We start from the raw sequence: 22587 nt of genomic DNA, 5'->3' as shown, positions 1-22587 counted from the left end.
ATACGCTCTTCTATTTCTATATTGGCTCCTATTTTTCGTAAGAGAACATAGATGATTCCCAACAGCAAAATATTTTTAGAGACACAATAATTAGTGTTTTTTAATCTTATTAACAATGATTATACGTGCATTTTAATGTAAGCGATTACTTGATCCGTTAGAATGAGATAACTGATATATCAGAGTGATCTGTTGATTTAGTTAAAAAGAAAATGGAGGGGCAGTATGAGTGATATTATTATAGGTATTTTATTAGTTATTTCGTTTTTCTTTATGGTTTGGTATTGCGTGAAGGGTTACAATTTGATGGTTGGTTTAGCGATCATGGCAACGGTTTGGATGAGTTTGGCGTTAGTAGGTAATTACTTTTCTCCTAACCCAACAATGGAAGGTCAAGGATTGATCGAAGTATTGACACATATCTATGCAACGGGTCCTGCAGAATATGCGAAATCGATTTTAGTAAATGTATTTTTTGGTGCTTTCTTTGGTCGAGTATTGGTGGATAGTGGTATAGCAGCTACATTGATCCGAAAAGTAGTGGAACTTGGTGGGGATAAACCACGGATCACGATGAGTTTACTTTGCATCGTAACTGCTATTATCTTTATGTCTATGACAGGGATCGGACCAGTTATCTCGATCGCAGTAATTGTTTTACCTATTTTGATGTCATTAGGGATTTCGGCTCCGATTGCATTGTTTTCATTCATGGGTTCGATCATGGCAGGGATTTTTGCGAACATTGTGAACTTCAAGCAATATCAAACGATCTACGCTGGATTCAATTCGGCAGCAGAAAGCTACACGTATAACGATTATTTCCAAATCGGAATGATTGGTATGGTTGTAAGTTTGGTTGTGGTTTTAGTTGCATCTAATATATCAATGAACAAAAAGAAACGTTACGTAATGGCTGCTGAAGTGCAAAGTGATGGCGGTGATGCACCGATGATTTCTTGGTTAGCAGTACTTATCCCAGTTTTAGGTGTCGTGTTATTAGATATTCCGATCATTTTAGGATTTATGATTGCTGGAATCTGGGCATTATTATTTACTGGAAAATTACGTGGAGGATATAAAGAAATTTGCCGGCAATTCGCTAAATTATTTACAGATGGAGCGACAGATGTTGCGCCGATGGTTGGCTTTTTAATGACTTTGGCGATGTTCAATAATTCTGCTGCGTATGCTTCTTCTTACTTCTCAGCAATTTTGGGGGACTTTATTCCAAAAACACCTTTAGTTTTGGCTATAGCATTTGCAATATTGACACCACTTGGGTTTTTCCGTGGTCCTTTAAGTTTAGTGGGTTCTGGTTCAGCCATTCTAGCAGTTGTTTTAGCAGTGAATCCAACAATGCCTGTTGCCTTCTTATTCCCGCTATTTGCAACAACAACGATTGCGCCGCAGCATTTAGATATTACACAATCATGGGTAGCTTGGGGCTTAGGCTATACAAAAGTATCTTCAAGAGAGTATATGAAAAAATCAATTCCAACTGGTTGGATAATCGGGGCAATTGTCTGTATGATCACGTTCTTATTGTATGGTAACTTCTAACGGATTGTGATAATAGAAATGAAATGGAGGAATGACAGATGAAACGGTTTGTACGAATGGGAATCGACGTTGGCGGGACACATACAAAAGCAGTAGCAATCGATAATGCCACACATGAAATTATTGGAAAGTCTTCAGTGAAGACGACACATGATCATTTGAATGGGGTGGCAGCAGGAGTGGTGCAGTCTTTTCAAAATTGTTTGCAAGAAAATCAAATCAGTCCAGATGATGTTGTTTTCGTGGCTCACTCGACAACGCAAGCAACGAATGCATTGATCGAAGGAGATGTAGCCAAAGTTGGAGTAATCGGCATGTCGAAAGGCGGTCTTGAAGGATTCTTAGCCAAAAGACAAACACGATTGAACGATATTGATCTAGGAAACAAGAAAAAAATCGAAATCGTCAATGCTTTTTTACCAGTAAAACATTTGAATGTGGATCGAGTGGCTGAAACGATCTCTAATTTAGAAAAAGAAAAAGCGGAGGTACTAGTATCTTCGATGGCCTTTGGGGTAGATAATGGTGAGCCAGAACGTGTTGTTTATGAAGCTGCTTCTTGTAAAGCCATTCCAACAACGATGGCATCTGATATCACTAAATTATATGGATTGACTAGAAGAACGAGAACGGCAGCAATCAATGCCTCTATTCTGCCTAAAATGCTAGATACTGCTACTTCTACAGAAAATTCAGTGCGTGAAGCAGGGGTCCACGTTTCTTTGATGATCATGCGTGGCGATGGGGGCGTTATGGAAATCAACGAGATGAAAAAACGCCCAGTATTGACAATGCTTTCTGGACCAGCAGCTTCTGTGATGGGGTCATTGATGTATTTGCGGGCATCCAACGGAGTCTATTTTGAAGTGGGGGGCACGACAACTAATATCGGTGTCATCAAAAACGGCCGTCCGGCAATCGATTATTCGATCGTTGGTGGACATCCAACCTATATTTCTTCATTAGATGTTCGAGTGTTAGGAGTAGCAGGTGGTTCGATGGTTCGCGCCAATCAAGATGGGATCATTGATGTAGGCCCACGTTCTGCACATATCACAGGTTTGGACTATGCTGTATTTACACCGACAGAAGAAATCAAAGGACCGAAAGTAGTATTCTTTTCACCAAAAGAAGGCGATCCGGCAGACTACGTCAAAGTCGTGATGGAGGATGGTCAAGAAGTAACGATCACGAATACTTGTGCGGCGAATGTATTGGGATTAGTGCAAGAAGAGCATTTTTCTTATGGAAATGTCCCTTCTGCCCGTAAAGCGCTACAAGCTTTAGCAGATTATTGTCAAACTACAGTAGAAGATATTGCGGAACAGATCATGGCAAAATCGTATGCTAAAATTGAACCAGTTATCTTGGAGTTAGCTGAAAAATACCATTTAGAAAAAGATCAGATCTCATTGGTAGGTGTAGGCGGCGGAGCTGCTTCACTGATTACTTATTTTAGTAATAAAATGGGCGTAAAATATTCGATCCCTGAAAATGCGGAAGTGATTTCATCAATCGGTGTTGCATTAGCGATGGTACGAGATGTTGTAGAACGGATCATCCCATCTCCAAGTAAAGAAGATATTCGTGCATTGAAGAATGAGGCAATGAATAAAGCAATCGAATCAGGCGCAACACCGGAATCAATTGAGATCCATGTTGAAATTGATCCTCAAACATCAAAAGTCACAGCTATTGCTACGGGTTCGACAGAAGTGAAAGCGACTGATTTAACAAAAGAGATCACGCTGCCAGAAGCGTTGGAGTTAGCTGCTGAAGATATGCGAGTTTCTACAGCGGAAGTCGAGGTAATGGAAAGCACACCGTTCTTTTATGTGGTGGGTGAAAAAAAACGTCCGAAAAATGCCGGAGCGATCCGTATCGTAGATCAAAAGGGCTTTATCAAAGTACAGCGAGGGAATGCTGCTTGCTTAAAAATAACTGCTGGCAATTATTTATCTGCGGTAGAAAAACTATGGGAAGAGATGGCAGTTTATCAAACAGAACTGATTGCTCGTCCAGAATTTTATCTCTGTCTGGGGGCAAGGATCTCTGACTTTACTGCAACGGATCTTGAACAGCTACAATTATTGATAGATTTGGAAATCTCTACTTTGGAACCAGGGGAAGAAGTGATTGTTGTTGCTGGAAACATCAAGCAAACATAAACTAAATCGATTGCTCAATGAGTTGTTCCCTATCTCAGAGGAAAGTTGGGGGTATTATCAATTCCAAAGAGACATTTTAAGAAAAAGAGTCTCTTTGGAGCATCAAAAAGAATTTATTCAGCAAGCCATCATGTGTGGGAAACAAACAGCACGGGCCTTGCGGAAAAGACATCCCCATAAGAACATCATGGAGCTTTGTGGAATATTAGGCACTAATATAGTGCACTGTAAATCAGAAGCAACAGCTGAACGTGTAACTTTTGCCACCTATGACAAAGAAGAGGGTATCCGATTGATGTTGGAACCTATCCAACGGTTTGTACAAGAAAGTGAAGATCCAGATCTAACAACGACCAAAATCACTGATTCGATTTTGGCCCATGAATTATTCCATCATATCGAGATGAGTTATCCATTGATCTATACACAACAAACGAAAATCGAACTATGGCATATCTTTTCTTACAAATATTATTCAACGATTCGCTCCCTGAGTGAAATCGCCGCAATGAGTTTTTCACAGGAAATCAATCAGTTTGGTTTTCATCCATATATATTGGAGGTAGCGATGGTTTGGCCGTACGATCCAGAGCGAAGTGAAAAATTATTGGCAGAAGTACAAGAGATCGAACAAAGAAAAATCAAATCTTGAAATAATAAAAAGTTAGCTAAACAGGATAGTTCGATTTTTGGCTATTAAAAAGACAGTTACTCTCAAAATTAGCGCTGCTATTTTGGGATCATCTGTCTTTTTTAGTGATTTTTTTGTCTGATAGTATTTGCGGGCTAAAGAGGTGGATGTGAGTTTTTAAGGTTTGATGAACCATCTAAAAGAAAATTCAATTGTTCAATAGGATTGACCGATTCTTCTTCTCGCATCTCTCGATCTACTCTTTCTCAAAATAATCTGGGTAAGCCTGTCGTACATATTCCTGTTCTTCGATGATCATATGCATATGCATGCTGCAAAGAAAACTCACTTCATCAAGGTTATGATCGATCATGGATTGAAGTAGTGTTTGGTGCTCATCTAAAACACGACCCCAACCCAGTTCTGTAATACTCAACCGTAACCATCTGAATCTGTCAAGATGTGTACTGTAGCTTTCGATCCAATCCCAGATTTCTGATTTTTCAGCAACTTTATAACAGGTACGGTGGAACGCTTTATCTAAATAGAAAAATAATTTTTTATCTTGAGTCGTGATTGCATGATCGGTTTGTTCCAAAATATCTTCTAATATCAGTTGATCCTGTGGGGTCATTTTGGCGCTGCATTCTTGAAGAATAGGATTTTCTAGCTTTTCTCGAGTATAGAGAGCTAAGGATGCAGAACGAATGTCGATCTTTGACACGAAGGTTCCAGATTGTGGGATCGTTTTGATCAATTCTTGGTTGCGTAACTGGATCAACGCTTCTCGTATCGGTGTGCGACCGATGGCAAGTTGTTCTTCTAAGACTTTGTCTGAGATTCTGCTTCCAGGTGCTAACTCAGAATAAATAATCTGCTTACGTATTGTTTCGTAAGCCTGTTGTTGTAAGTTTGTGCCAGCCATAAATGCTCCTTTCTACACAATGTTTTACAAGTATTATAACATAAAACGTTTACAGGAGAGAGGAGCGAAATAGATCCAAACAAAAAAATTCCAAACATCAAAGATGGACTGATGTTTGGAACAAGAGACTCAATTTTTTAACAAAATGATCAATCAGGTCGTATCTCATGCAGTTGTTTGACACGGCCACCGATCTGTTTAGCAAATGCTTCAGAGTCTTTTTTCTCTTTGAAAATCAACAAGTTATCAGGGTTCTTTTCTCGTGTGCGGCAGCCAGTTTTATCAATGTAACCATGCAATACTTTGACAACATACATGAGGATCACCTGCTTTTTTCTCTTTATTATACAAATTGTCCTATATAACACAAGAAAAAAGTCTCTGATTTTCTTAAATAAAAGGAAAGTTTTTTGCGTAGAGAGAAATCATTCGTTCGCCAACTGCGCGTAGTCTTTGAATAGTTGATCCAACTGTGTATCAAAACGATTGAGTTTGACTAATCGTTGCGTATCGGCAGTTAAAAAGCAATGTTTGCTCGAGCCAGTAGTTCGTAACTGATTATCTGCTAAACCATAGATTTCATAGGTGAAATCTAAACGAGTGCCCGTATACTTCGCGATTTTCGGTAAGATACAGACGATTTCGCCATAGCGGACCATTTCTTTGTATTGGCAAGTGACCTCAAGTACGGGAATGATCAGTCCTAATTCTTCGATTTTTTTATAACTGAACCCTAAATAATCGAGTAATGCCACACGCGATTCTTCTAACCAACGAATGTAATTGCTGTGATGGATGATTCCCATCTGATCAGTTTCATAATAAAAAGGTTCTCGAATATATCCAGTAAACAGTTCCATAAAATAACTCCTTGATCTTAATTTTTTTGACTGAAATGATGCATCCATTGTGGCAAGTACTGACTGATTTGCGTAGGGAGCACAACGTATTGTGATTTGGCTAATTGATCTCCGATATAGCTATGAAGATAGACAGCCGCTGCGATTGTCTGGTCATTCTTGGGGAATTGGGCGAGAAAACCAGCAATCGTACCTGCCAAAGTATCCCCCATTCCACCAGTTGCCATTGCAGCAGAACCTATGGTATTTTGATAAATCATTTTTTGACCATAAATAGTCGTCTGGTGACTTTTTAGTACGACAGTCGTTCCTAGTTCTTGCTGTTTCATGCTATTTTTTTCTTTCGTTTGATCAGCAATCGCTAATGAGGTAAGTCTTTGCCATTCCATTTGATGTGGTGTGAAAACTGTTTGTTTAGGATAAGGAAGTTCTAGCTGTTCCTTTGCAAATAAAGTTAGAGCGGAACCATCCATGATCAGCCATTGTTTTTTAGTTTGATGGGCTAAAACCAACTCAAGTATATTGAAACTTTCAGGAGTAGTGCCGAGTCCGGGACCTATCAATAAAATGTCAGCTGTTTCAAGTACGGAAAGAATCATTTTTTTATCATGCCAATCGACACACATTGCTTCTGGCAAATGGGCATGAAGGGGGGCGTGATTTTTAGTAGCGGTGATGACAGTTGTCAAACCAGCTCCGCTATTGACTGTAGCTAAAGCGCTCATGATGATTGCGCCGCCATATTGTTCATTGCCGCCAATCAAAACTGTCCGGCCGTATGTCCCTTTATGTGATTCAGCTGGACGTGGAGTAATGACTTCTTGTACCAAACGTTCATCTATTAACATCGAGATGCCTCCTTTCTTGTATTATAGCGTAGATATTTTTGTTGGAACACTCTTTAGACTAGGAATTGTCAGATTTTTTGAACTATTTTTTTCTTCGATTTATGGTATGATGAACAGGTAGACTTAATGAGTGGAGGATTAACTTTATGACAATCAATTGGCAAAAAGAAGTAGAAGCACGTAAAGAAGACTTGCTTGAAGACTTAAAAAATCTTTTACGTGTCAGCAGTGAACGTGATGATTCAAAAGTAACACCGGATGCACCTTTTGGACCAGGTCCTCGTGATGCGTTGAAACACATGTTAGCATATGGCGAACGTGATGGCTTTGTTGTCAAAAACGTGGATAATTATGCAGGACATATCGATCTTGGTGAAGGTGATGAAACATTAGGGATTTTTGGCCATATGGATGTTGTACCTGCTGGTGATGGTTGGGATACTGATCCTTATGAACCAGTAATCAAAGATGGCAAAATCTTTGCGCGTGGTTCAAGTGATGACAAAGGCCCAAGTATGGCAGCTTATTATGCAATGAAAATCATTAAAGAACTAGATTTGAAATTGTCTAAAAAAGTTCGTTTCGTTATCGGTAGTGATGAAGAAAGCGGCTGGGGCGACATGGCTTATTATTTCCAACATGAAGAAGAACCTGACTTTGGTTTTTCTCCTGATGCTGAGTTTCCAATCATCAATGGTGAAAAAGGAAATGTATCACTTGCTTTGAGATTCCAAGGCGATAACGAAGGTGACTACGTATTGAAATCCTTTGTTTCAGGCTTGCGTGAAAATATGGTCCCTGGTACAGCTACTGCAGCTCTTCAAGTACCAGATGCGGATGCAGCGATTGCAATGGAAGAAGCATTCTATAAATTTACTGAAGCAAATCCAGTTAGCGGTTCGATCGAAGCAGATAATACGTATGTAAAAATCGACTTAATCGGAAAAGGCGCTCATGGAGCAAGTCCTCAAGCAGGAATCAATGCAGGGACATTCTTAGCTCTTTTCCTAGATAACTATGAATTTATTGGTTCGGCAAAACAATTTATCCATGTTGCAGCAGCGTATGTCCATGAAGATTTCTATGGTGAAAAACTGGGTGTGGCATATGAAGATGAAAAAATGGGTAAATTAACAATGAACGCTGGCTTATTTGCCTTTAAAGAAAATGGAACAGAAGACGATAACTTCATCAACATGAACTTCCGTTTCCCACAAGGTGTGACTGTTGACGGTTTAGAAAGTGATATCTTAGCAACAGTCAAAGAAGAAGGAGCTTCAGTTACTCTTGGTGCACGTGTAATGGAACCTCACTATGTACCAATGGATGATCCATTGGTTGCAACATTGTTACAAGTCTATAAAGATCACACAGGTGAAGAAGGTTATGAACAAATCATTGGTGGCGGAACTTATGGACGTCTATTGAAACGTGGTGTTGCTTACGGTGCGATGTTCCCAGGCTACACTGATACAATGCACCAAGCAAATGAATTTATGAGTTTAGACGATCTATTCAGAGCAACGGCTATTTATGCAGATGCCATCTACCGTTTGGCACGTTAGATAAATAATTTAGTCGTTTTTTATTTTTTTCGATCGTTGAAATAAGCCTAAAATCAATAAAGTAAATTTTTAAAAGATGCTTGAAAAAGTTGAAAATAGAAATGGTGGTGTGATTTTGGTGTGATATTTTTTGAAATATCGCCAAAAATCACACCGCTTTTTTATTTCCCAGAATTTCTACCGTTTAACCTGTCTGATACGATATTAATAACATCCGTAGCAGTCTCGTTTTGAATATGTGTATAGTATTCTGTCATAGTTTTATTTTTATGGCCCAAATAAGCTGCGGCATGTTCTTTAGGGACACCAGCAATTGCTGCTTGAGTTGCAAAAAAGTGCCTTAACATGTGCGGAGAGATTTTTATATTACAACTCTTTGAAACCTTATCAAAGAGCCGATTTAATTGACTAGGAAAAAATGGATTACATGTTGTGGGATTTAGCAAGAGAAAATCTTCTTGGTGTAAAATTTGTCCATAGTCTTTTTTTATTTCTTTCGCTTCATGAATAATACACTCGATTGCTTCTGTACCTTTTTTGTCTAAAACGATGTATCTATTACTACTTGAGGTTTTGAGCCCGCCTTTACCATATTTTTGAGTTCGCTGTGTGCGACTATCCGCAATGTGTAGTGTTGCTAATTCTGGATGGTCACTGTAACGAATTGAAGATAAACGTAATCCGCATACTTCACCTCGACGTAAACCAAAAACACAAAGATAAATCATAGAAAATTCGTATTTTGTCAATATTTTTTCTGCCATCTTCATCCATTGTTGATATTCTTGAAGAGATATACGTTTATTCTTTTCAGGAAGAGTACCACTCCCAATAATTACTCGTTGCAATCGATTACGTTCAAGAATACCGTTGTAAACAGCATCATTCAACAAAGCCATAAACATGATATGGATAGATTGAACAGATCGTCGTCTCAATTTTTCAAGTTTTTGGTTAATGAAAATCTCGTAAGTATCTCGTTTTATTTTACTTAATGGCATATTACCAAATATAGGTTCAATATGTTTTTTGAAAAGAGAATCATTACTACACCTGGATTCAATAGACCAAACGTGAGACATAGTTTTACGATTTGCATATTCTTTATAATATTCTGTTACAGTTAATTTGTGAGACCGAATGTAATCTATTTCGGATTTATCGATGCTTTCTTCAATTTCTCTTAGTCGGGCTTTTGCATGTGCAATAGTTTTAAAACCAGATTCATCAATAATGTTTTCTTTACCGGCTATACGCACTTTTTTACGTATACGATAACGAGTACCTGCTTTTATTTCATAAATAAGTATATTTGGATATTTTGTTTTTCTATATTTTGCCATAGTATTCTCCTTTTGCTCCCGGACAGAATGCTTTAGAGAATTTGGCACCACCTCCTAAACGGCATGGCCAAGATGCTTAATTATAAAAAACACTCCATTTCTAGAGGAATTCCATAAAATCTAAGGATGTCTTGTTTCGTTGGACAGTAGAGTTCGTCTATATGTGAACCATCTATCAATAAATGGGTTGCACCGCAATTGGCTTGAGCTTCTATTTTAGATGTAGAAGAAAGACTGCTTGCGGTCATTTGTGCTGTGTTATCATCTGGATGAAAAATAGCGTGAGTCAATTCATGACCGCAAACAAAAAGCATTTTTTGATAAGGCAATTCTGCGTTTAAATGGATAAATTTACATCGTCGATTTTTTGTATAAAATCCATATACTTCCTCACCAAAATAGCCATATAGAACAGTGATACCTTTCTTTTCAGCTATTTTGAATGGATCATTGGTCCCATAATGCTTTTTCAATTTCTTTATTTTATACGGCACGTCTGATAAAAGCATATGACAATTCCCCCAGTTTGTTACTGTTGATTACCACGATATTTTTTAGGAGTATATTTCTTCTTTGCGAGAGCTTTTCCGATACGTAATGATTCTTCAATCGAAGAAAGAATTGCGGCACGTGCTTCAGGGGAAAGTTCTTCCGTATCTTTAGAAAAAGCAATTGCATCGGAATTTTTCATATCTTCGATAATCAGTTCTAATTCTCTTTGAATATCTCTTTCATCTTTTTCAGTGAGGTCGTAGTAGCGACGTTTATCAGTTCTTCCCAATAAGTAATCAGTACTAACATCAAAAAAATCTGCTACTTTTTGTATTTTATCTCCAGATGGAGTACTTTTATTCCAATTTCTTAAACTTCCAGCGCTAAAATCTAGCTTTCTTTCTAATTCTGCTCTGGTCATTTTTTTTTCTTTAATAAGATTGTCAACTCTATCTAAAAGCATTGTTTTATTCCTCCTAGACTACAAAAAAGTAAAATTTTACATTTTTAAGTTGACATATGTAAAATATTGCATTATACTTTATTTGTAAGCAAGATATTTAAGACGCACAAAAAGCAAATAAGTAATCACTTAATAGTCTCCCCAGACATAAGTAAAGCTCACATTTTGTGCGCTGTATTTCCTATGCTTACATTATGCAATATATTACATCTAGTGTCAATCTCAAAGTAAAAAAACAATGTAAAATTTTCGTTTCAAAAAGGAGATGATATTTAATGACTTTAAAACAACAAGTATTAATTGCATTAGTCAAGAAAGGTTGGAGTCAACGAGAATTAGCTCGCCAAATGGGTATATCAGTTACTTATTTACGAGATATCTTCACTGAAAAAAGAAAACCAAAGGAACGTTTGAAATAAATCGAAGAACTTTTAGATATTAATTTAGGAGTGGACAATGATGAACCTATTTGCAACTGATTTTGTCGAGTCATTCAAAGAAATGTTGAAGTCTGTATTAAGGAAAGCTATTCGTGAAATTTTAGATGAAATAAACGACGAGGAAAAATTCCTTCTCAATAGAAAAGAAATTTCAGCTGCTATCGGCTGTGACCCAGATACTTTTGACAAATCGTTTCGTTACCTTGAAGGATTTCCTTATCACATAAAAGGAAACACTGAATGTTGGAATAAAAAAGAAGTATTCGAATATTTACACAAGCATAAATTAATTAGATGAGACTCCCGGACAGAGTGTTGTAAGTATTAAACATGTATATTGTTCTACACTCATCACTTCCGAAAAGAGGAGTTGCGATTTCCTTCAAAAACTACAAAAAACAAAACTAAATTCGCACATATACCTACTTGCATGAGCAACTCCTCTTCTTGGAGGTGGTGACGGCGAGATACGAAGGAGGGTTGACATGAAGAAAGAAGAGAAAATGGGAATTTTAAATGAAGAAAATTACACAAGATTAATCGTTGAAACAGAAGAAGGTAAAAAAGTAGCAGAAGTTACATTGACCGATACAACTCCTGCTGATGGTTATCGTATTCGGTTAACTCCTAAATATGATTAACCTTTTGGTGGATGCGGATCGTTTCCGTGACTATCACGGCTTTGAATTTTTCCATCTCGGCCATGAATAAATAGCTCGGAACCTTGATTTTTAGAAATCTCTCTAGCGATTTTTACTGCTTCAGATTTTGTATTAGTATGGGCAGTCGCTTTGGAATTTCCAGCACCTTTGACATTCCAACCGCCATTGGAATTAGGTACGACATGTTGGTTTTTCCCCATAATATTCACCTCCATTTCTATAAAAATATTTTATCAAATAGAAATGGAGAAATTCAATAAACGAAGGAGGGATTAAATGACCTTACAAGAGCATCAACACTTGATGCGAAAACTAAATCAGGAATACCACGAAGAAATGAAACCTAGATTGTTAGGGGAACAATGGCGTGAACGCCAGAAGAAATAAAAAAGTGACTCAGCCGTCAAAAGCAATGAGTCACAAACCAAAAATTATATCGGGAGAATTATATCACATGAATAAAAAAATTGAAAACCTTATTGATGAATTAATCGAAGAATGCAACAAACAAGACGTTCCAGTTCTTTTATCAGTTAAGGGGGAATTTCAATGAAAAAAACACGAATTAATGTGAAGGGAGCATATGTCCTCGTTGGTGTGGGTATGTGCTTCGCCACTATTAACATTCGATATGGTTGGATTTACTTCATTACTTTAGTTTTGACTTATTTTGCTAATTCTACACTCAAGGAAGTGACTGAGCATGAATAATTTTGTACAGTCACTAGACAATTATATTACCAATCCGAATTTTGGGAATCCTACCAAAGAAGATAATTATGGTTTGAAATTAGAACCTAGAAAAAATGTGCTAACTAGTGAACATCTAGATAATGACCAAGATGACTTCGGAAACTTCGTATACAAATATGACCAAATGCATTTGATACATCTAACCAAACAAACGAATCGTCCAGAATGGGTAATAGTTACTCGTGATGGTTTGTTAGATGTATTAGATGAATACGATGGTTACTGGATAGAAATTTTACCTGCAGGTAAAGGAAAAGACTTTATTCGAGAAATGGAGTTGATATTTGGTGAGTGAAGAAAAAGAGAATATATTTCTAAATCTAAATGCTGTTAACGTAAATCCATACGTTGAAAAAAAGAAAACAGGAAGTACTGAATTGTCCTATCTTTCATGGGCGTGGGCATGGAAAGCTGTTAAAGAACGTTATCCAGACGCTACCTATCGAATTTTGAAATTTGAGAATAACTTGCCCTATGTGTTTGATGAGAACACAGGATATATGGTTTTTACCGAGGTCACAATAGATGGGATCACACATGAAATGTGGTTGCCAGTCATGGATAACTCAAACAAAGCAATGAAATCAGAGTCTTATACGTACGACACAAGAAACAAAAAGGGGATAACAGTTGAAAAAGCTTCAATGTTTGATGTCAATAAGACGATTATGCGTTGTTTAGTAAAAAATCTAGCAATGTTTGGATTAGGTCTTTATATCTATGCTGGTGAAGATTTACCAATGTTGCCAAAGGCAACGAAGGAGCAACGAGATGAGGCTAAGAAACTAGTTGCTGAAAATGCAAGGCTTGCTAAGATGACACAACAAAAAGCGATGACGAGATTCTTAACGAATATACAATATGCTGGGAAATTTGAAGATATTGATGTAGAAACTTGTGAGGTATTGATACAAACAGCTTCCGATGCGCTAGTAAAAATGAAAGCAAAAGTAAAGGAAGAGCAACAGAAAGAAGAGTCATCAGCATCAACTGAACATGATGAAATAATAAACGATCAACAGGATTCTTTATTTGATCCTACAAATCCACCAATGTGAAGTGATTAGATGCAACAATCATTCGTTATAACAAACTACAACAAAGAAAAACGATTGTTAACTGTACAGTTAAAAGAAGACTTAAATATTGAGCGATTAAAAACGATGTATTCGAATGATTTACGTGCAGTTTTAGGTGTTCTGAAGCTACCAGATCCTCGAAGGTTTAGCGAAGCCCAAAGGCTTTTATATTGGGCTTTGCTAGGAGATATCCATAGATGGTCTGGTACTTCAACAAGTCAGTTAAATGATTATTTCAAAGAAGAGTATGTGATCCAGTATTTTACAGAAATAAGTGTCGCAGATAATTCAGATGCAAGTGTGGCAGAGGTGAATAACTTAATTGAAATGGTACTTGATTTCATGTTTGAATGGAATGTTCCTTTTCCACGATCTTATGAAATTTTACCAAAGCATGAACAGTTTTATCACTATCAATGCTGTAAACACCGCAAATGTGTCATATGCGGACAATCTGGAGCAGATATTCACCATTTAGAAGCGGTAGGCAATAGAAAGAGATCACAAGTTGATCATCGCAAGTTTCCGTTGACAGCATTATGTCGGAAACATCATAACGAGGCGCACAATATGGGTGTTACTCAATTTATGAATAAGTATCAAATTCATCCTATTTATTTGAATAGCGCAGATTTGATACGAATTGGTGTGATGAATATGAATCAAATAAGAAGCTTTGATGATAGATATAAGCAAGAAAGAGGTACTCATGAGTAAGTTACTAATTGATGATTATCCTATTCAAGTATTGCCTAAATTAGCGACAGTCATTGGGCTGAACGAAGCAATTATTTTGCAACAGCTCCATTATTGGTTGAATAGCAAAAGTGCAAAAATGATTAAAAATAGGAGATGGATTCATAATACTTATGAAGAATGGCAAGGACAATTTCCATTTTGGAGCATAGCAACAGTTAAACGCACTTTGACTTCTTTAAGTAAGCAGAATCTAATAATTAAAGAAAATTATAACAAAGCAGGATTTGATAAAACGATTTGGTATTCCATTGATTATGACAAGCTCAAAGAGGTGACCCAACGATTGGGTCAAAATGACCCGACGGATGGGTCAAATTGCACCAATGGATCAGGTCAAAATGACCTCACCAATACCATAGACTTCCCAGAGACTACCACAGAGACTACAAGCATGCTAGCAGCGATGGCTCAGATCTCACAACTTTACCAACAAAAAATTAAACCAATGGATAGTCCTCAAAACATCGATCGAGTGCAGAGCTTTCTAGAAGACGGTGTCGCCCTTGAGGTCATTCTATACGCCATTGAGATTTCAGCAAGAGATGGCGGACATACGGCTGGGTATGTGGTTAAAAAGCTGAATGATTGGCAAAGACGTGGTGTCAAAACGGTAGACGATGCGAAGTTAGCAGACGAAGCGTGGAAGGCTGAAAATTCGCCTAAATCGTTCAAAAGGAATCCTGTTAGAAAAGAGCCTATCCCCAAATGGTTAGCAGACCATGAAGAACAAGAAAGGCTCAGAAAAGAAAGAGAAGCGCATCGATATGACGATGTTCCTTTCTAAATGTGAGGTGATACTTTGAAAGAATATAACTATCTCAAGCTGTTAAAAAAACTGGGGGAATGTAAACAAGGCGATGAACGTCAATGTTTGCAAGAAGTTTATAGACAGCTAAAAGAGTTAACCGAAGACCAAATAAAAAATGATCCTTCGAGCTGGAGCAAATTGCGTGTTTACTATGCGCTGTACGTAGATCCTACAAAGCTAGAACGTGTCCTTGAGAAGCGAGAAGATGGGCTTCATACACAAAAGAGGAAGTATTCCACTTTGTCATTCGCTGAGTGTTACCGAGGGTTACAGACATATTTGGAAAATCAACAAAAAGGAGTGGTCGTGTAGGTGGGACAGCCAAAACAAACAGGTGGGACACCTAAGAAAAGACCGAGATTTTCTCTGGATGATGAAACGATCGAACAACTCGCTTGGATGTATGAGGAAGATGTTAAAAAGGCAAACCATCGAATCTATCCATCGGATACGTTGAAGAAAGTCATTAACGAAGCGTACACAGTGCGTAGGGCGTTTAGAAATTAGCAAATGGAGTAGTGATATGGTTCTTACAAGGCAAGAAAAACGAGAGCGAAGAAAACGGATGCTAGAAATCATTGGCAGTCGTTCTGTTGAAGAATTATCTGATCAAGAATTGAATTTAGTACAAGAAATTGCTGAAACGATTGGTGCAGACACAATGGACGAATCTAAACCATTACCAAAAATGGATTTTGATTGCTTTACTTACGAGGACTATCGAAGCCTAAGAGAAGTTGGTTACTCTGTCAAAGCTATCCGTGAAGCGCTCGGAGGAATTGGAAACACAACCTGGTCAAAATGGCGTGAAGTAAATAAAGTGAAGGAGAGAGAGCTATGACATACGTCGTAAAAGCCATGTATTACATGGATGAAGAGAATAATGGGAAAACTAGATTGTCGCATGCTAATTAATTCAAAAGATTGAAGTACAAGAGAAACGTATAAAAAAATTAGAAAAAATCATTGAAAGGATTGTAGAAGATGAGCAATAGAAGCATAAATTTGGATTTTTCTAAATCTCCAGTAGCACCAGTTATTATTTATGGAAGAGTTGGAGATAATGGGTTACAGACAATTACTGTACATTTGAGTAATTTTAATGAACCAATCGATTTAAGAGACGGAGTTCTTGCATTCGAGGGATTGATTTCAGACGGTCAAACAAAAATTATAGATTCCGAAGGAATCACAGCAGATCCTGAAAAGTTGCTTGAAGGGACATTTGAGTACACATTTCCTAGCGCAGCATTTTCTATGGAAGGAATATATAAACGAGCGTATTTTTCTTTTCAAAAAGAAGGTAAAAGAAATACAACCGGTGATTTCAAAGTCATTGTTTTAGGAAATACAGATATTGATGTTGAAGAGGCGGAATCGATTATCACAGAATACAATAAGTTAATTGATCAACTTCATGAACTTTATACTCAAACTGCTGAGAGAGTTACTGAAGAGTATGAGCAATTCCATCAACAGGTTACGGAAAGAATGACTGAAATCAATGAATTAATTAATAATACAAAAATAGATTTGCAAGGTTTACAAGATAAGGTAGCTGAACTGAAACATATAGTTGAAAACTTAGAGAATTTATCCGTCGTGTATAGTGATAGTATTAATTTTGGAGACTATGATTATAGTGGAAATCCCAATTTATTTAGAAATATGGACTCAAGTAACTGGATTGTTGGGACGGGAGTAACAAAAGGTAGTGAAGAAAATGCGACGACATTCACGCTTTCCGATAGCACTACAAATCCTAATGCTTATGTACAAACAGAAGTACCAATTTTGTCGCCGAATAAAAAATACACGATGAGTACCAAAGTGTTTTTAGATAATCCAGCTTCATCAAATAACTATTTGCTTTACCGCTTAAATAAACAAAGTGATTCTCTTTCTTATTTGCATATAAAGTTAAGTGATTTACCATTAAATGAGTGGATAGAAGTAGAAACAATGGCAAATCAACATGAAGTATCGTTCGATCCTTCTGAGATAACGAGTGCCTGGTTACAATTACTATTAAATGGCTTTACAGGAACTATCAAAATTAAAAATGAACTTAAAATTGAAGAAGGTGAATCAGCTACACCATACCAGCCCAATCTATTAGTTGCCCCTTTTTATCTATCAAAACAAGTAACGGGAGAAAGAATGTACAAATATTTTGGTACAGGAATTAAGGATAGTGACAATCCAAATGACTTTGTCTGGGATTTGACTTCTGAATATATAGAAGCAAATTTTGCTAAGGAAACAGAGGTGGAAACAAATACTAATAATATTGCAATGCTAATTGATGACTTAAGAGTAGTGACGGCGAATGTTGTTTGGATGAAAAATAATACTTATGTTCTAGGGGAATGGCAAGATTTATCACTAACAGAAGGTTATCAAGGAGGAGACGGAACTAGTCCTAAGTATCGAGTTGACACAATAGATGGTCATAAAAAACTATCATTTAGAGGTGCGGTAACCACAACAAGTAATACATTGCCTAGTCAAACACAACAACATATTATTTCTACATTGCCAGATGAACTCACCCCTTCTGATACTAAAATGGGCTTAGGGGCAACTAATTCATTGAGTACTTCATGCAGAATAGCTGTCACTAGCGCAGGAAATCTATACGTAGGAAATGACAGTGGCAAAGATGTTAAATATTGTTATTTAGATACATTTTCATATTGGTTAGATTGAAGAAAATAAAATCATTTAGTAGCGTGCTCAAATGAGTGCGCTTTTTATTTTTATGAAAGGAAGAAAATAAGTGAATACAATGATAGAACTGTTGAAAAATCAACTTTTAAAAATGAGTTATGACGGTAGTTGGGTATTCGGTGCAATTGGTGGAGGAATTTCTTTTGTGTTTCCTGATTGGATTACGTCAAAGAAATTAGGCATTGAGCATGCAGTTGTTATTGGAATATTATTAGCAGTTTTTCTTATGGAATGGGCTGTGGGTTCTAGTTTAGCCAAATTATCGACAAGTAAAAAGAAAAATAGTACGACTCTGATCGATTCAGCTATTCGAGATTTTGTAATCTTGGTGATTTGCATGATTGCCTATGGCTTTGATTATTTGTTAGGTACTGGTTCCATTATTTTTTGTTTGTTTATCTTCGCTTTTATTTACCATAATTTCTATAGTTTGATGGCCAATATCGCTGTTTTAGGTTGGGAAGATAAATTTCCAATGTGGCTAATTAAGTGGCTAGAAGATGAAATTGAAGTAAAAAAAGAAAAATATTTCCCAACAAATCATTTACAAGGAGACGATGAAAATGAGTAAACATTTAGTAGTGTTTGGACATGGCCAAGGTGATCCCGGAGCACTGGGAAATGGCTATCAGGAAGCAACGTTTACCCGTAATATTTTAGGACCAAAACTAAAAGCATGGGCTGCAAAACTAAAAAATAATCAGATTGATTTTTACAATGAGTCTCTAGATATGTATCAACAAACAAAAGCTGGAGGTGGCGCGTATGACGTAAATGGTTATGCTTCGGTGACAGAGTTTCATTTAGATGGATCAAGCAATCCTAGCGCTGAAAATGGTCATGTGATTATCAATGCTCGATTTAAAGCGGACAGTAATGATCTTGCGATTGCAAAAGTGATTGAGAAATATGTTGGATTGTGGGGATCATCAAAGCCAACAGGAACATTTGGACGTTCAGATTTGCTAAACTGCAATGTATTTTCTAATCGTGGAATTCCATACCGCTTAGTTGAACTAGGATTCATCTCTAATGCAAATGATGTAAAGAAATTAGTTGATAACATTGATGCAGTAGCGAAAGAATTAATCGAAGCAATTACTGGTGAATCTTTGGGAGTATCTTCTTCAAACAATACAAATGCCAATAGCTCATCTAAGCCAAAAACACACGATGAATATGTGACAGAAAGCCCGATTCAGAAAGCAAATGGGCAAGAAGCCAAACTAGAATTGATGAAAGAAGTTGAGAAAGGGATTTTAACGATTCAAGGCTGGCAAGGAGCAGGAAATCACAGATACGGTTATATTTTCTTAATGGATAAACAAACAGGCAAAGAATTAGCTAGAGTTGCGACTCCTGGAATCGTTCGAGAAGATGTCAACAAACACTTAGGCGTTGCCAAGGGGTTAAAATATGGGATGAAAGGTGAGTTTGACATGAAAAAATTTGTCGGAAAGAATGTTTATATTATGTTTAGACGAACGAATGATCCAGCAGGAAATACAAAGGGTGGCCATCAAGATTTCCACTTCAAAGATTTAGCGTTGACGATTCCAAAACGATAAAAATAGCTCCTCGTTGAGGGGCAGTACATAAAAATCTATTATTTAGATTCTATAAACATGAGCCACTTATCTAACAATAAAGTAAATGTTCTGCAGAAGTACACAAATTGACAAGTATATTAAAATTTTGTTAAAATACAATTGTTTTTTATTTTTGTGTGCGGTTAATTAGAACTTACTTAAATCCTCTTATAATATTTTTGTTAATGATTTTAATAAAATGATTGGAGAGAAAATGATGGATCAAAAAGCATTTATCGAATCTATTGATTCTACAATCAATAGATTAAAAAAAGAAATTCGATTTAATAGTAGAGTGATTGGTATCGGAAATATTATAAAAATAGTTTTATCAGCTAGTATTCCAATATTAATTGATCAGGCTTCTGAACACAGGTCCTTACTATTGATTGTTTCAATTGCTTCAGCAACAATTACAATTATACAAAGTGGGATGTCTGCATTTCATTATCAAGATAAAGTACAGACTTCGACAGAGTTATTAATGAAAATCAAAAAAGAAAAGTTGTTATATATAACGAAAACATCTCCATATAATAAAACGGATGAAGAAAATTTCCATTTAATCGTTACAACCCTTCAAACTGAATTAAATGATATTATCTCTGATTTTAATCAAGTTAATAACTAAAAGTTTATTTAATTAGAAAGTAGTACAGATAGTACTAATTGTGCAATTAAGAAAAGAGATAAGATTTTACATTTTTTTAGGAATGTAGAGTCTTATCTTTTTTCTTAATGCTATAAATTAATAATAACATTATGAACAATAGATTTAAAATTTATTATCTATATTTTTTTACTTGATTTAGTTAGAAGTCAACGACTTTTTATAGGTGAATTATGAACACTGTTCGAGAGTCATTTGTCAATAGCAACTCTCATACCGGTTGACTTTATAAAAAAAAGCTCCTCATTGACAAATTTAAATATTATTATATACAATATGCGTGTTATCTCATGCTTAATAATAAAATATTATCCCACTTTTAGCTTTGAGATAACAGGATTGTTGTCACAATGTTATCCATTCCTTTAAGTAAATCACCTAATTATTACTTGTGGCAACAACCTGTACCATTAGCTCAGTTGGTCAGAGCAGACGGCTCATAATCGTCCGGTCGTAGGTTCGAGTCCTACAGGGTACATAAATTTACTATAATCACTGTAGAAAAATGTTATTGACAGTACTCTATATATTTCATAAAATGTTTTGTAGTATTTTTTAGTTAGGAGAATATCATGGATTTTTTTAGATTGAAAAATGCAATATGTGATATTAATAAATTACATAAAGAAATATCTAGAGTATATCTTATTGATAATTCTTTTAACTTAAAAAGTATTTGTGTGAAAGATGTAGTGGAAAATAGTTCCAAAATTTCTAAAGAGTTTTTAGATTATATAGATGAATATTATATTGGATTAAATACGGCTCTAATTTCATCTAATTTTGAATATGATTATTCAGAATGGGACGCACGGATTAGAATTAAGCAAAAAGAGTCAGTTATAAATAAACTTCATCATTATCTCTGCAATCATAACAACGGAGAGAGCCCAATTCAAAAATGTTTAAATGATTTATTAGGATTTAGGTTAATTATTGATGATTTTAACTTTAATTCTTTAGACATTCAAAATTTTTTAGAAGATATAAAATATGAACAAAATTTGATGAAGTGGTATACTAGAAATAAAGAGGATTATAAAGGAACGCATATTTATTTTAAAAATGTAAGTAATTTCTATTTTCCTTGGGAATTACAAATATGGAATACAGCCTATGCTCGTAGTAATGAAATTTCTCATGAGATACATAAGGCTAAACGTAACTATATTATTTGGCCAGAGCAATATAAGACAGCTAGTTTAAAGGAGGAAGAATAATGGCGTATCATTTTATTGCTATAGCAAGTTATTACGCTGGAGGTAAAAGGATAGGTTGGCACTATGCTTCTAATGACAATCTAGATAAAGCTATTATTCAAGATTTTTTTGAACAAAGCCAGTATAGGTTGTCTAAAAGTGAGTTTGGTATTCACAAACTAATTACTGAAGATAAAACTTGGAAAAGTGTTATAGAAAAAGATTCTTTTTTTAGAGATATATCAATAATCGAAGATATGGATGATTTTTTTGATTTGCTTAGTGCGGATAAAAAGATGCACGTTGAGGATGTTGCTAAGTTTTTCTTGTCAATAGGATCCATAACTAATTTGAAACTGCAAAAACTAATTTATTTTGCATATGCAACTTATTTAAAAAATACGGGTAAAAAATTATTTGAGGAGCACATTGTTGCTTATAAGTATGGTCCTGTAGTTGAAGAGGTTTACCAATTATACAAGGGATATGGAAGAGAAAAAATTGAACAAGAAACTGAAAAAAAATTCATGCTTAAAGATATAAGAGTTCCTTTGGTATTTGCTAAAATCGCATTGAATGAAGATGCGGTTGAAATATTAGCATCTTTAGCAGAAACAGTTCAAAAGTATTGGAATTTAAGTGCTTCTCGACTGGTTGAAATTTCACATGTTGATGGTGGACCATGGGATTTAACTTATGATGAGTTTTCAAGAAGTAAAGTGATTAAGGATGAGTTTATAAAAGAATATCATTATAAAGAATTAGAAAAATTGAATTAAATTTTCAAGATATAAATACCAATTATTCAGCCACCTTCGGGTGGTTATTTTTTATATCAGCTATAACAAAATTGAATAAAAAAGCTTAGTTTCATAGATTTTAATTATATTGTGCTATATAATTAAAAAAATATTATATGTCGTGTTCGCATTATATCCTTCAATATGTAGCACAGAGCAAATGTCGAGGTAAAATTCTTCACACTCTTACCAGATCTTCTGGTATTTACCTCGACTCTTTGCCTCTTGAAGCTACTCGAC

The 22587-nt window shown here is 35.9% G+C and carries 29 protein-coding genes and 1 tRNA gene; 22 read left to right on the top strand and 8 right to left on the bottom strand.

Going from position 1 to position 22587, the window contains the following annotated elements:
• The first annotated feature begins 225 nt into the window (after positions 1-225).
• The 3 genes from IGI47_RS00150 to IGI47_RS00140 are packed head-to-tail and all read left to right on the top strand — an operon-like array spanning position 226 to position 4383.
• Positions 226-1563 carry a citrate transporter gene (locus IGI47_RS00150; RefSeq protein ID WP_438782975.1) on the top strand — a complete coding sequence of 446 codons (1338 nt, stop codon included), beginning with the start codon at positions 226-228 and terminating at the stop codon, positions 1561-1563.
• A gap of 38 nt (positions 1564-1601) precedes the next feature.
• Positions 1602-3731: a hydantoinase/oxoprolinase family protein gene (locus tag IGI47_RS00145; RefSeq protein ID WP_438782974.1), complete on the top strand. Its 2130-nt coding sequence runs from the start codon at positions 1602-1604 to the stop codon at positions 3729-3731.
• On the top strand, positions 3703-4383 hold the full coding sequence (locus IGI47_RS00140; protein WP_311930446.1) for a hypothetical protein: 681 nt from the start codon (positions 3703-3705) through the stop codon (positions 4381-4383). Before IGI47_RS00145 ends, IGI47_RS00140 begins: the two co-directional genes overlap by 29 nt.
• A gap of 235 nt (positions 4384-4618) precedes the next feature.
• Here the strand turns inward: IGI47_RS00140 and IGI47_RS00135 are convergent, their stop codons facing one another.
• The 4 genes from IGI47_RS00135 to IGI47_RS00120 form a co-directional block, all read right to left on the bottom strand.
• Positions 4619-5287: a GntR family transcriptional regulator gene (locus IGI47_RS00135; RefSeq protein WP_311930445.1), complete on the bottom strand. Its 669-nt coding sequence runs from the start codon at positions 5285-5287 to the stop codon at positions 4619-4621.
• A gap of 149 nt (positions 5288-5436) precedes the next feature.
• On the bottom strand, positions 5437-5613 hold the full coding sequence (locus IGI47_RS00130; RefSeq protein ID WP_438784468.1) for a hypothetical protein: 177 nt from the start codon (positions 5611-5613) through the stop codon (positions 5437-5439).
• 99 nt (positions 5614-5712) lie between these two features.
• Entirely contained in the window at positions 5713-6147 is a 435-nt protein-coding gene (locus tag IGI47_RS00125; RefSeq protein WP_311930444.1) for an acyl-CoA thioesterase, read from the bottom strand.
• Between the two features lie 17 nt (positions 6148-6164).
• Positions 6165-6995 carry an NAD(P)H-hydrate dehydratase gene (locus IGI47_RS00120; protein ID WP_438782971.1) on the bottom strand — a complete coding sequence of 277 codons (831 nt, stop codon included), beginning with the start codon at positions 6993-6995 and terminating at the stop codon, positions 6165-6167.
• A gap of 146 nt (positions 6996-7141) precedes the next feature.
• Between IGI47_RS00120 and pepV the strand changes: the two genes are divergently transcribed.
• Entirely contained in the window at positions 7142-8560 is a 1419-nt protein-coding gene (gene pepV / locus IGI47_RS00115; protein WP_438782969.1) for a dipeptidase PepV, read from the top strand.
• 161 nt (positions 8561-8721) lie between these two features.
• On the opposite strand, the gene IGI47_RS00110 is transcribed toward pepV, so the two are convergent.
• From IGI47_RS00110 to IGI47_RS00100, 3 genes are all read right to left on the bottom strand, one after another.
• Complete coding sequence (locus IGI47_RS00110) at positions 8722-9903, bottom strand: tyrosine-type recombinase/integrase (RefSeq protein ID WP_438782968.1); 1182 nt, start codon at positions 9901-9903, stop codon at positions 8722-8724.
• 80 nt (positions 9904-9983) lie between these two features.
• Entirely contained in the window at positions 9984-10412 is a 429-nt protein-coding gene (locus IGI47_RS00105; RefSeq protein ID WP_438761265.1) for an ImmA/IrrE family metallo-endopeptidase, read from the bottom strand.
• A gap of 20 nt (positions 10413-10432) precedes the next feature.
• Entirely contained in the window at positions 10433-10858 is a 426-nt protein-coding gene (locus IGI47_RS00100; protein WP_438761267.1) for a helix-turn-helix domain-containing protein, read from the bottom strand.
• A 275-nt stretch (positions 10859-11133) separates the two neighbouring features.
• Here IGI47_RS00100 and IGI47_RS00095 point away from each other — a divergent pair, with 275 nt between their 5' ends.
• From IGI47_RS00095 to IGI47_RS00085, 3 genes are all read left to right on the top strand, one after another.
• Positions 11134-11277 carry a helix-turn-helix domain-containing protein gene (locus tag IGI47_RS00095; protein WP_438782967.1) on the top strand — a complete coding sequence of 48 codons (144 nt, stop codon included), beginning with the start codon at positions 11134-11136 and terminating at the stop codon, positions 11275-11277.
• A gap of 40 nt (positions 11278-11317) precedes the next feature.
• Complete coding sequence (locus tag IGI47_RS00090; protein ID WP_438761271.1) at positions 11318-11596, top strand: hypothetical protein; 279 nt, start codon at positions 11318-11320, stop codon at positions 11594-11596.
• A gap of 187 nt (positions 11597-11783) precedes the next feature.
• Positions 11784-11939 (top strand): hypothetical protein, encoded by a 156-nt coding sequence (locus IGI47_RS00085; protein WP_438782966.1) that lies wholly within the window; start codon positions 11784-11786, stop codon positions 11937-11939.
• On the opposite strand, the gene IGI47_RS00080 is transcribed toward IGI47_RS00085, so the two are convergent.
• Positions 11936-12160 (bottom strand): DUF2188 domain-containing protein, encoded by a 225-nt coding sequence (locus tag IGI47_RS00080; protein ID WP_002299325.1) that lies wholly within the window; start codon positions 12158-12160, stop codon positions 11936-11938. The genes IGI47_RS00085 and IGI47_RS00080 overlap by 4 nt on opposite strands.
• A 349-nt stretch (positions 12161-12509) precedes the next feature.
• On the opposite strand from IGI47_RS00080, the gene IGI47_RS00075 reads away from it, so the two are divergent.
• The 15 genes from IGI47_RS00075 to IGI47_RS00005 all read left to right on the top strand — a co-directional run bounded on the left by IGI47_RS00075 (position 12510) and on the right by IGI47_RS00005 (position 22326).
• Positions 12510-12671: a hypothetical protein gene (locus IGI47_RS00075; RefSeq protein ID WP_438761279.1), complete on the top strand. Its 162-nt coding sequence runs from the start codon at positions 12510-12512 to the stop codon at positions 12669-12671.
• Entirely contained in the window at positions 12664-13008 is a 345-nt protein-coding gene (locus IGI47_RS00070) for a hypothetical protein (RefSeq protein WP_438761281.1), read from the top strand. The genes IGI47_RS00075 and IGI47_RS00070 overlap by 8 nt, the downstream gene beginning before the upstream one ends.
• Positions 13001-13771, top strand: a complete 771-nt coding sequence (locus IGI47_RS00065) for a DUF1071 domain-containing protein (protein WP_438761283.1) — start codon at positions 13001-13003, stop codon at positions 13769-13771. The genes IGI47_RS00070 and IGI47_RS00065 overlap by 8 nt, the downstream gene beginning before the upstream one ends.
• Before the next feature lie 9 nt (positions 13772-13780).
• The gene (locus tag IGI47_RS00060) at positions 13781-14509 is read left to right on the top strand and encodes a putative HNHc nuclease (protein WP_167592799.1); all 729 of its coding nucleotides are present in this window, start codon (positions 13781-13783) and stop codon (positions 14507-14509) included.
• Positions 14502-15335, top strand: coding sequence for a DnaD domain protein (locus tag IGI47_RS00055; protein WP_438782964.1), 834 nt, complete (start codon positions 14502-14504; stop codon positions 15333-15335). Before IGI47_RS00060 ends, IGI47_RS00055 begins: the two co-directional genes overlap by 8 nt.
• A 15-nt stretch (positions 15336-15350) precedes the next feature.
• Positions 15351-15671 carry a hypothetical protein gene (locus IGI47_RS00050; RefSeq protein WP_438782961.1) on the top strand — a complete coding sequence of 107 codons (321 nt, stop codon included), beginning with the start codon at positions 15351-15353 and terminating at the stop codon, positions 15669-15671.
• The gene (locus IGI47_RS00045; RefSeq protein WP_438782960.1) at positions 15672-15866 is read left to right on the top strand and encodes a hypothetical protein; all 195 of its coding nucleotides are present in this window, start codon (positions 15672-15674) and stop codon (positions 15864-15866) included.
• Between the two features lie 16 nt (positions 15867-15882).
• Positions 15883-16200 carry a hypothetical protein gene (locus tag IGI47_RS00040; protein ID WP_438782959.1) on the top strand — a complete coding sequence of 106 codons (318 nt, stop codon included), beginning with the start codon at positions 15883-15885 and terminating at the stop codon, positions 16198-16200.
• A 143-nt stretch (positions 16201-16343) separates the two neighbouring features.
• Positions 16344-18068 carry a BppU family phage baseplate upper protein gene (locus IGI47_RS00035; RefSeq protein ID WP_438782958.1) on the top strand — a complete coding sequence of 575 codons (1725 nt, stop codon included), beginning with the start codon at positions 16344-16346 and terminating at the stop codon, positions 18066-18068.
• 79 nt (positions 18069-18147) lie between these two features.
• Positions 18148-18660 (top strand): phage holin family protein, encoded by a 513-nt coding sequence (locus IGI47_RS00030; protein WP_438784434.1) that lies wholly within the window; start codon positions 18148-18150, stop codon positions 18658-18660.
• Complete coding sequence (locus tag IGI47_RS00025) at positions 18653-19657, top strand: N-acetylmuramoyl-L-alanine amidase (RefSeq protein ID WP_438761337.1); 1005 nt, start codon at positions 18653-18655, stop codon at positions 19655-19657. Before IGI47_RS00030 ends, IGI47_RS00025 begins: the two co-directional genes overlap by 8 nt.
• 220 nt (positions 19658-19877) lie before the next feature.
• Complete coding sequence (locus IGI47_RS00020) at positions 19878-20309, top strand: DUF4231 domain-containing protein (RefSeq protein WP_438761339.1); 432 nt, start codon at positions 19878-19880, stop codon at positions 20307-20309.
• 443 nt (positions 20310-20752) lie between these two features.
• A tRNA-Met gene (locus tag IGI47_RS00015) sits at positions 20753-20826 on the top strand.
• 94 nt (positions 20827-20920) lie between these two features.
• Positions 20921-21568 carry a hypothetical protein gene (locus IGI47_RS00010; protein WP_438761341.1) on the top strand — a complete coding sequence of 216 codons (648 nt, stop codon included), beginning with the start codon at positions 20921-20923 and terminating at the stop codon, positions 21566-21568.
• The gene (locus IGI47_RS00005) at positions 21568-22326 is read left to right on the top strand and encodes a Panacea domain-containing protein (RefSeq protein WP_438782956.1); all 759 of its coding nucleotides are present in this window, start codon (positions 21568-21570) and stop codon (positions 22324-22326) included. The genes IGI47_RS00010 and IGI47_RS00005 overlap by 1 nt, the downstream gene beginning before the upstream one ends.
• Positions 22327-22587 lie beyond the last annotated feature (261 nt).

This window comes from Enterococcus sp. AZ191 (assembly GCF_051713845.1).
In the GTDB taxonomy this organism is placed as follows: Bacteria; Bacillota; Bacilli; order Lactobacillales; family Enterococcaceae; genus Enterococcus_B; species Enterococcus_B durans.
The sequence above is the reverse complement of the archived record's forward strand: the minus strand, read 5'-3'. Positions and strand labels throughout refer to the sequence as shown.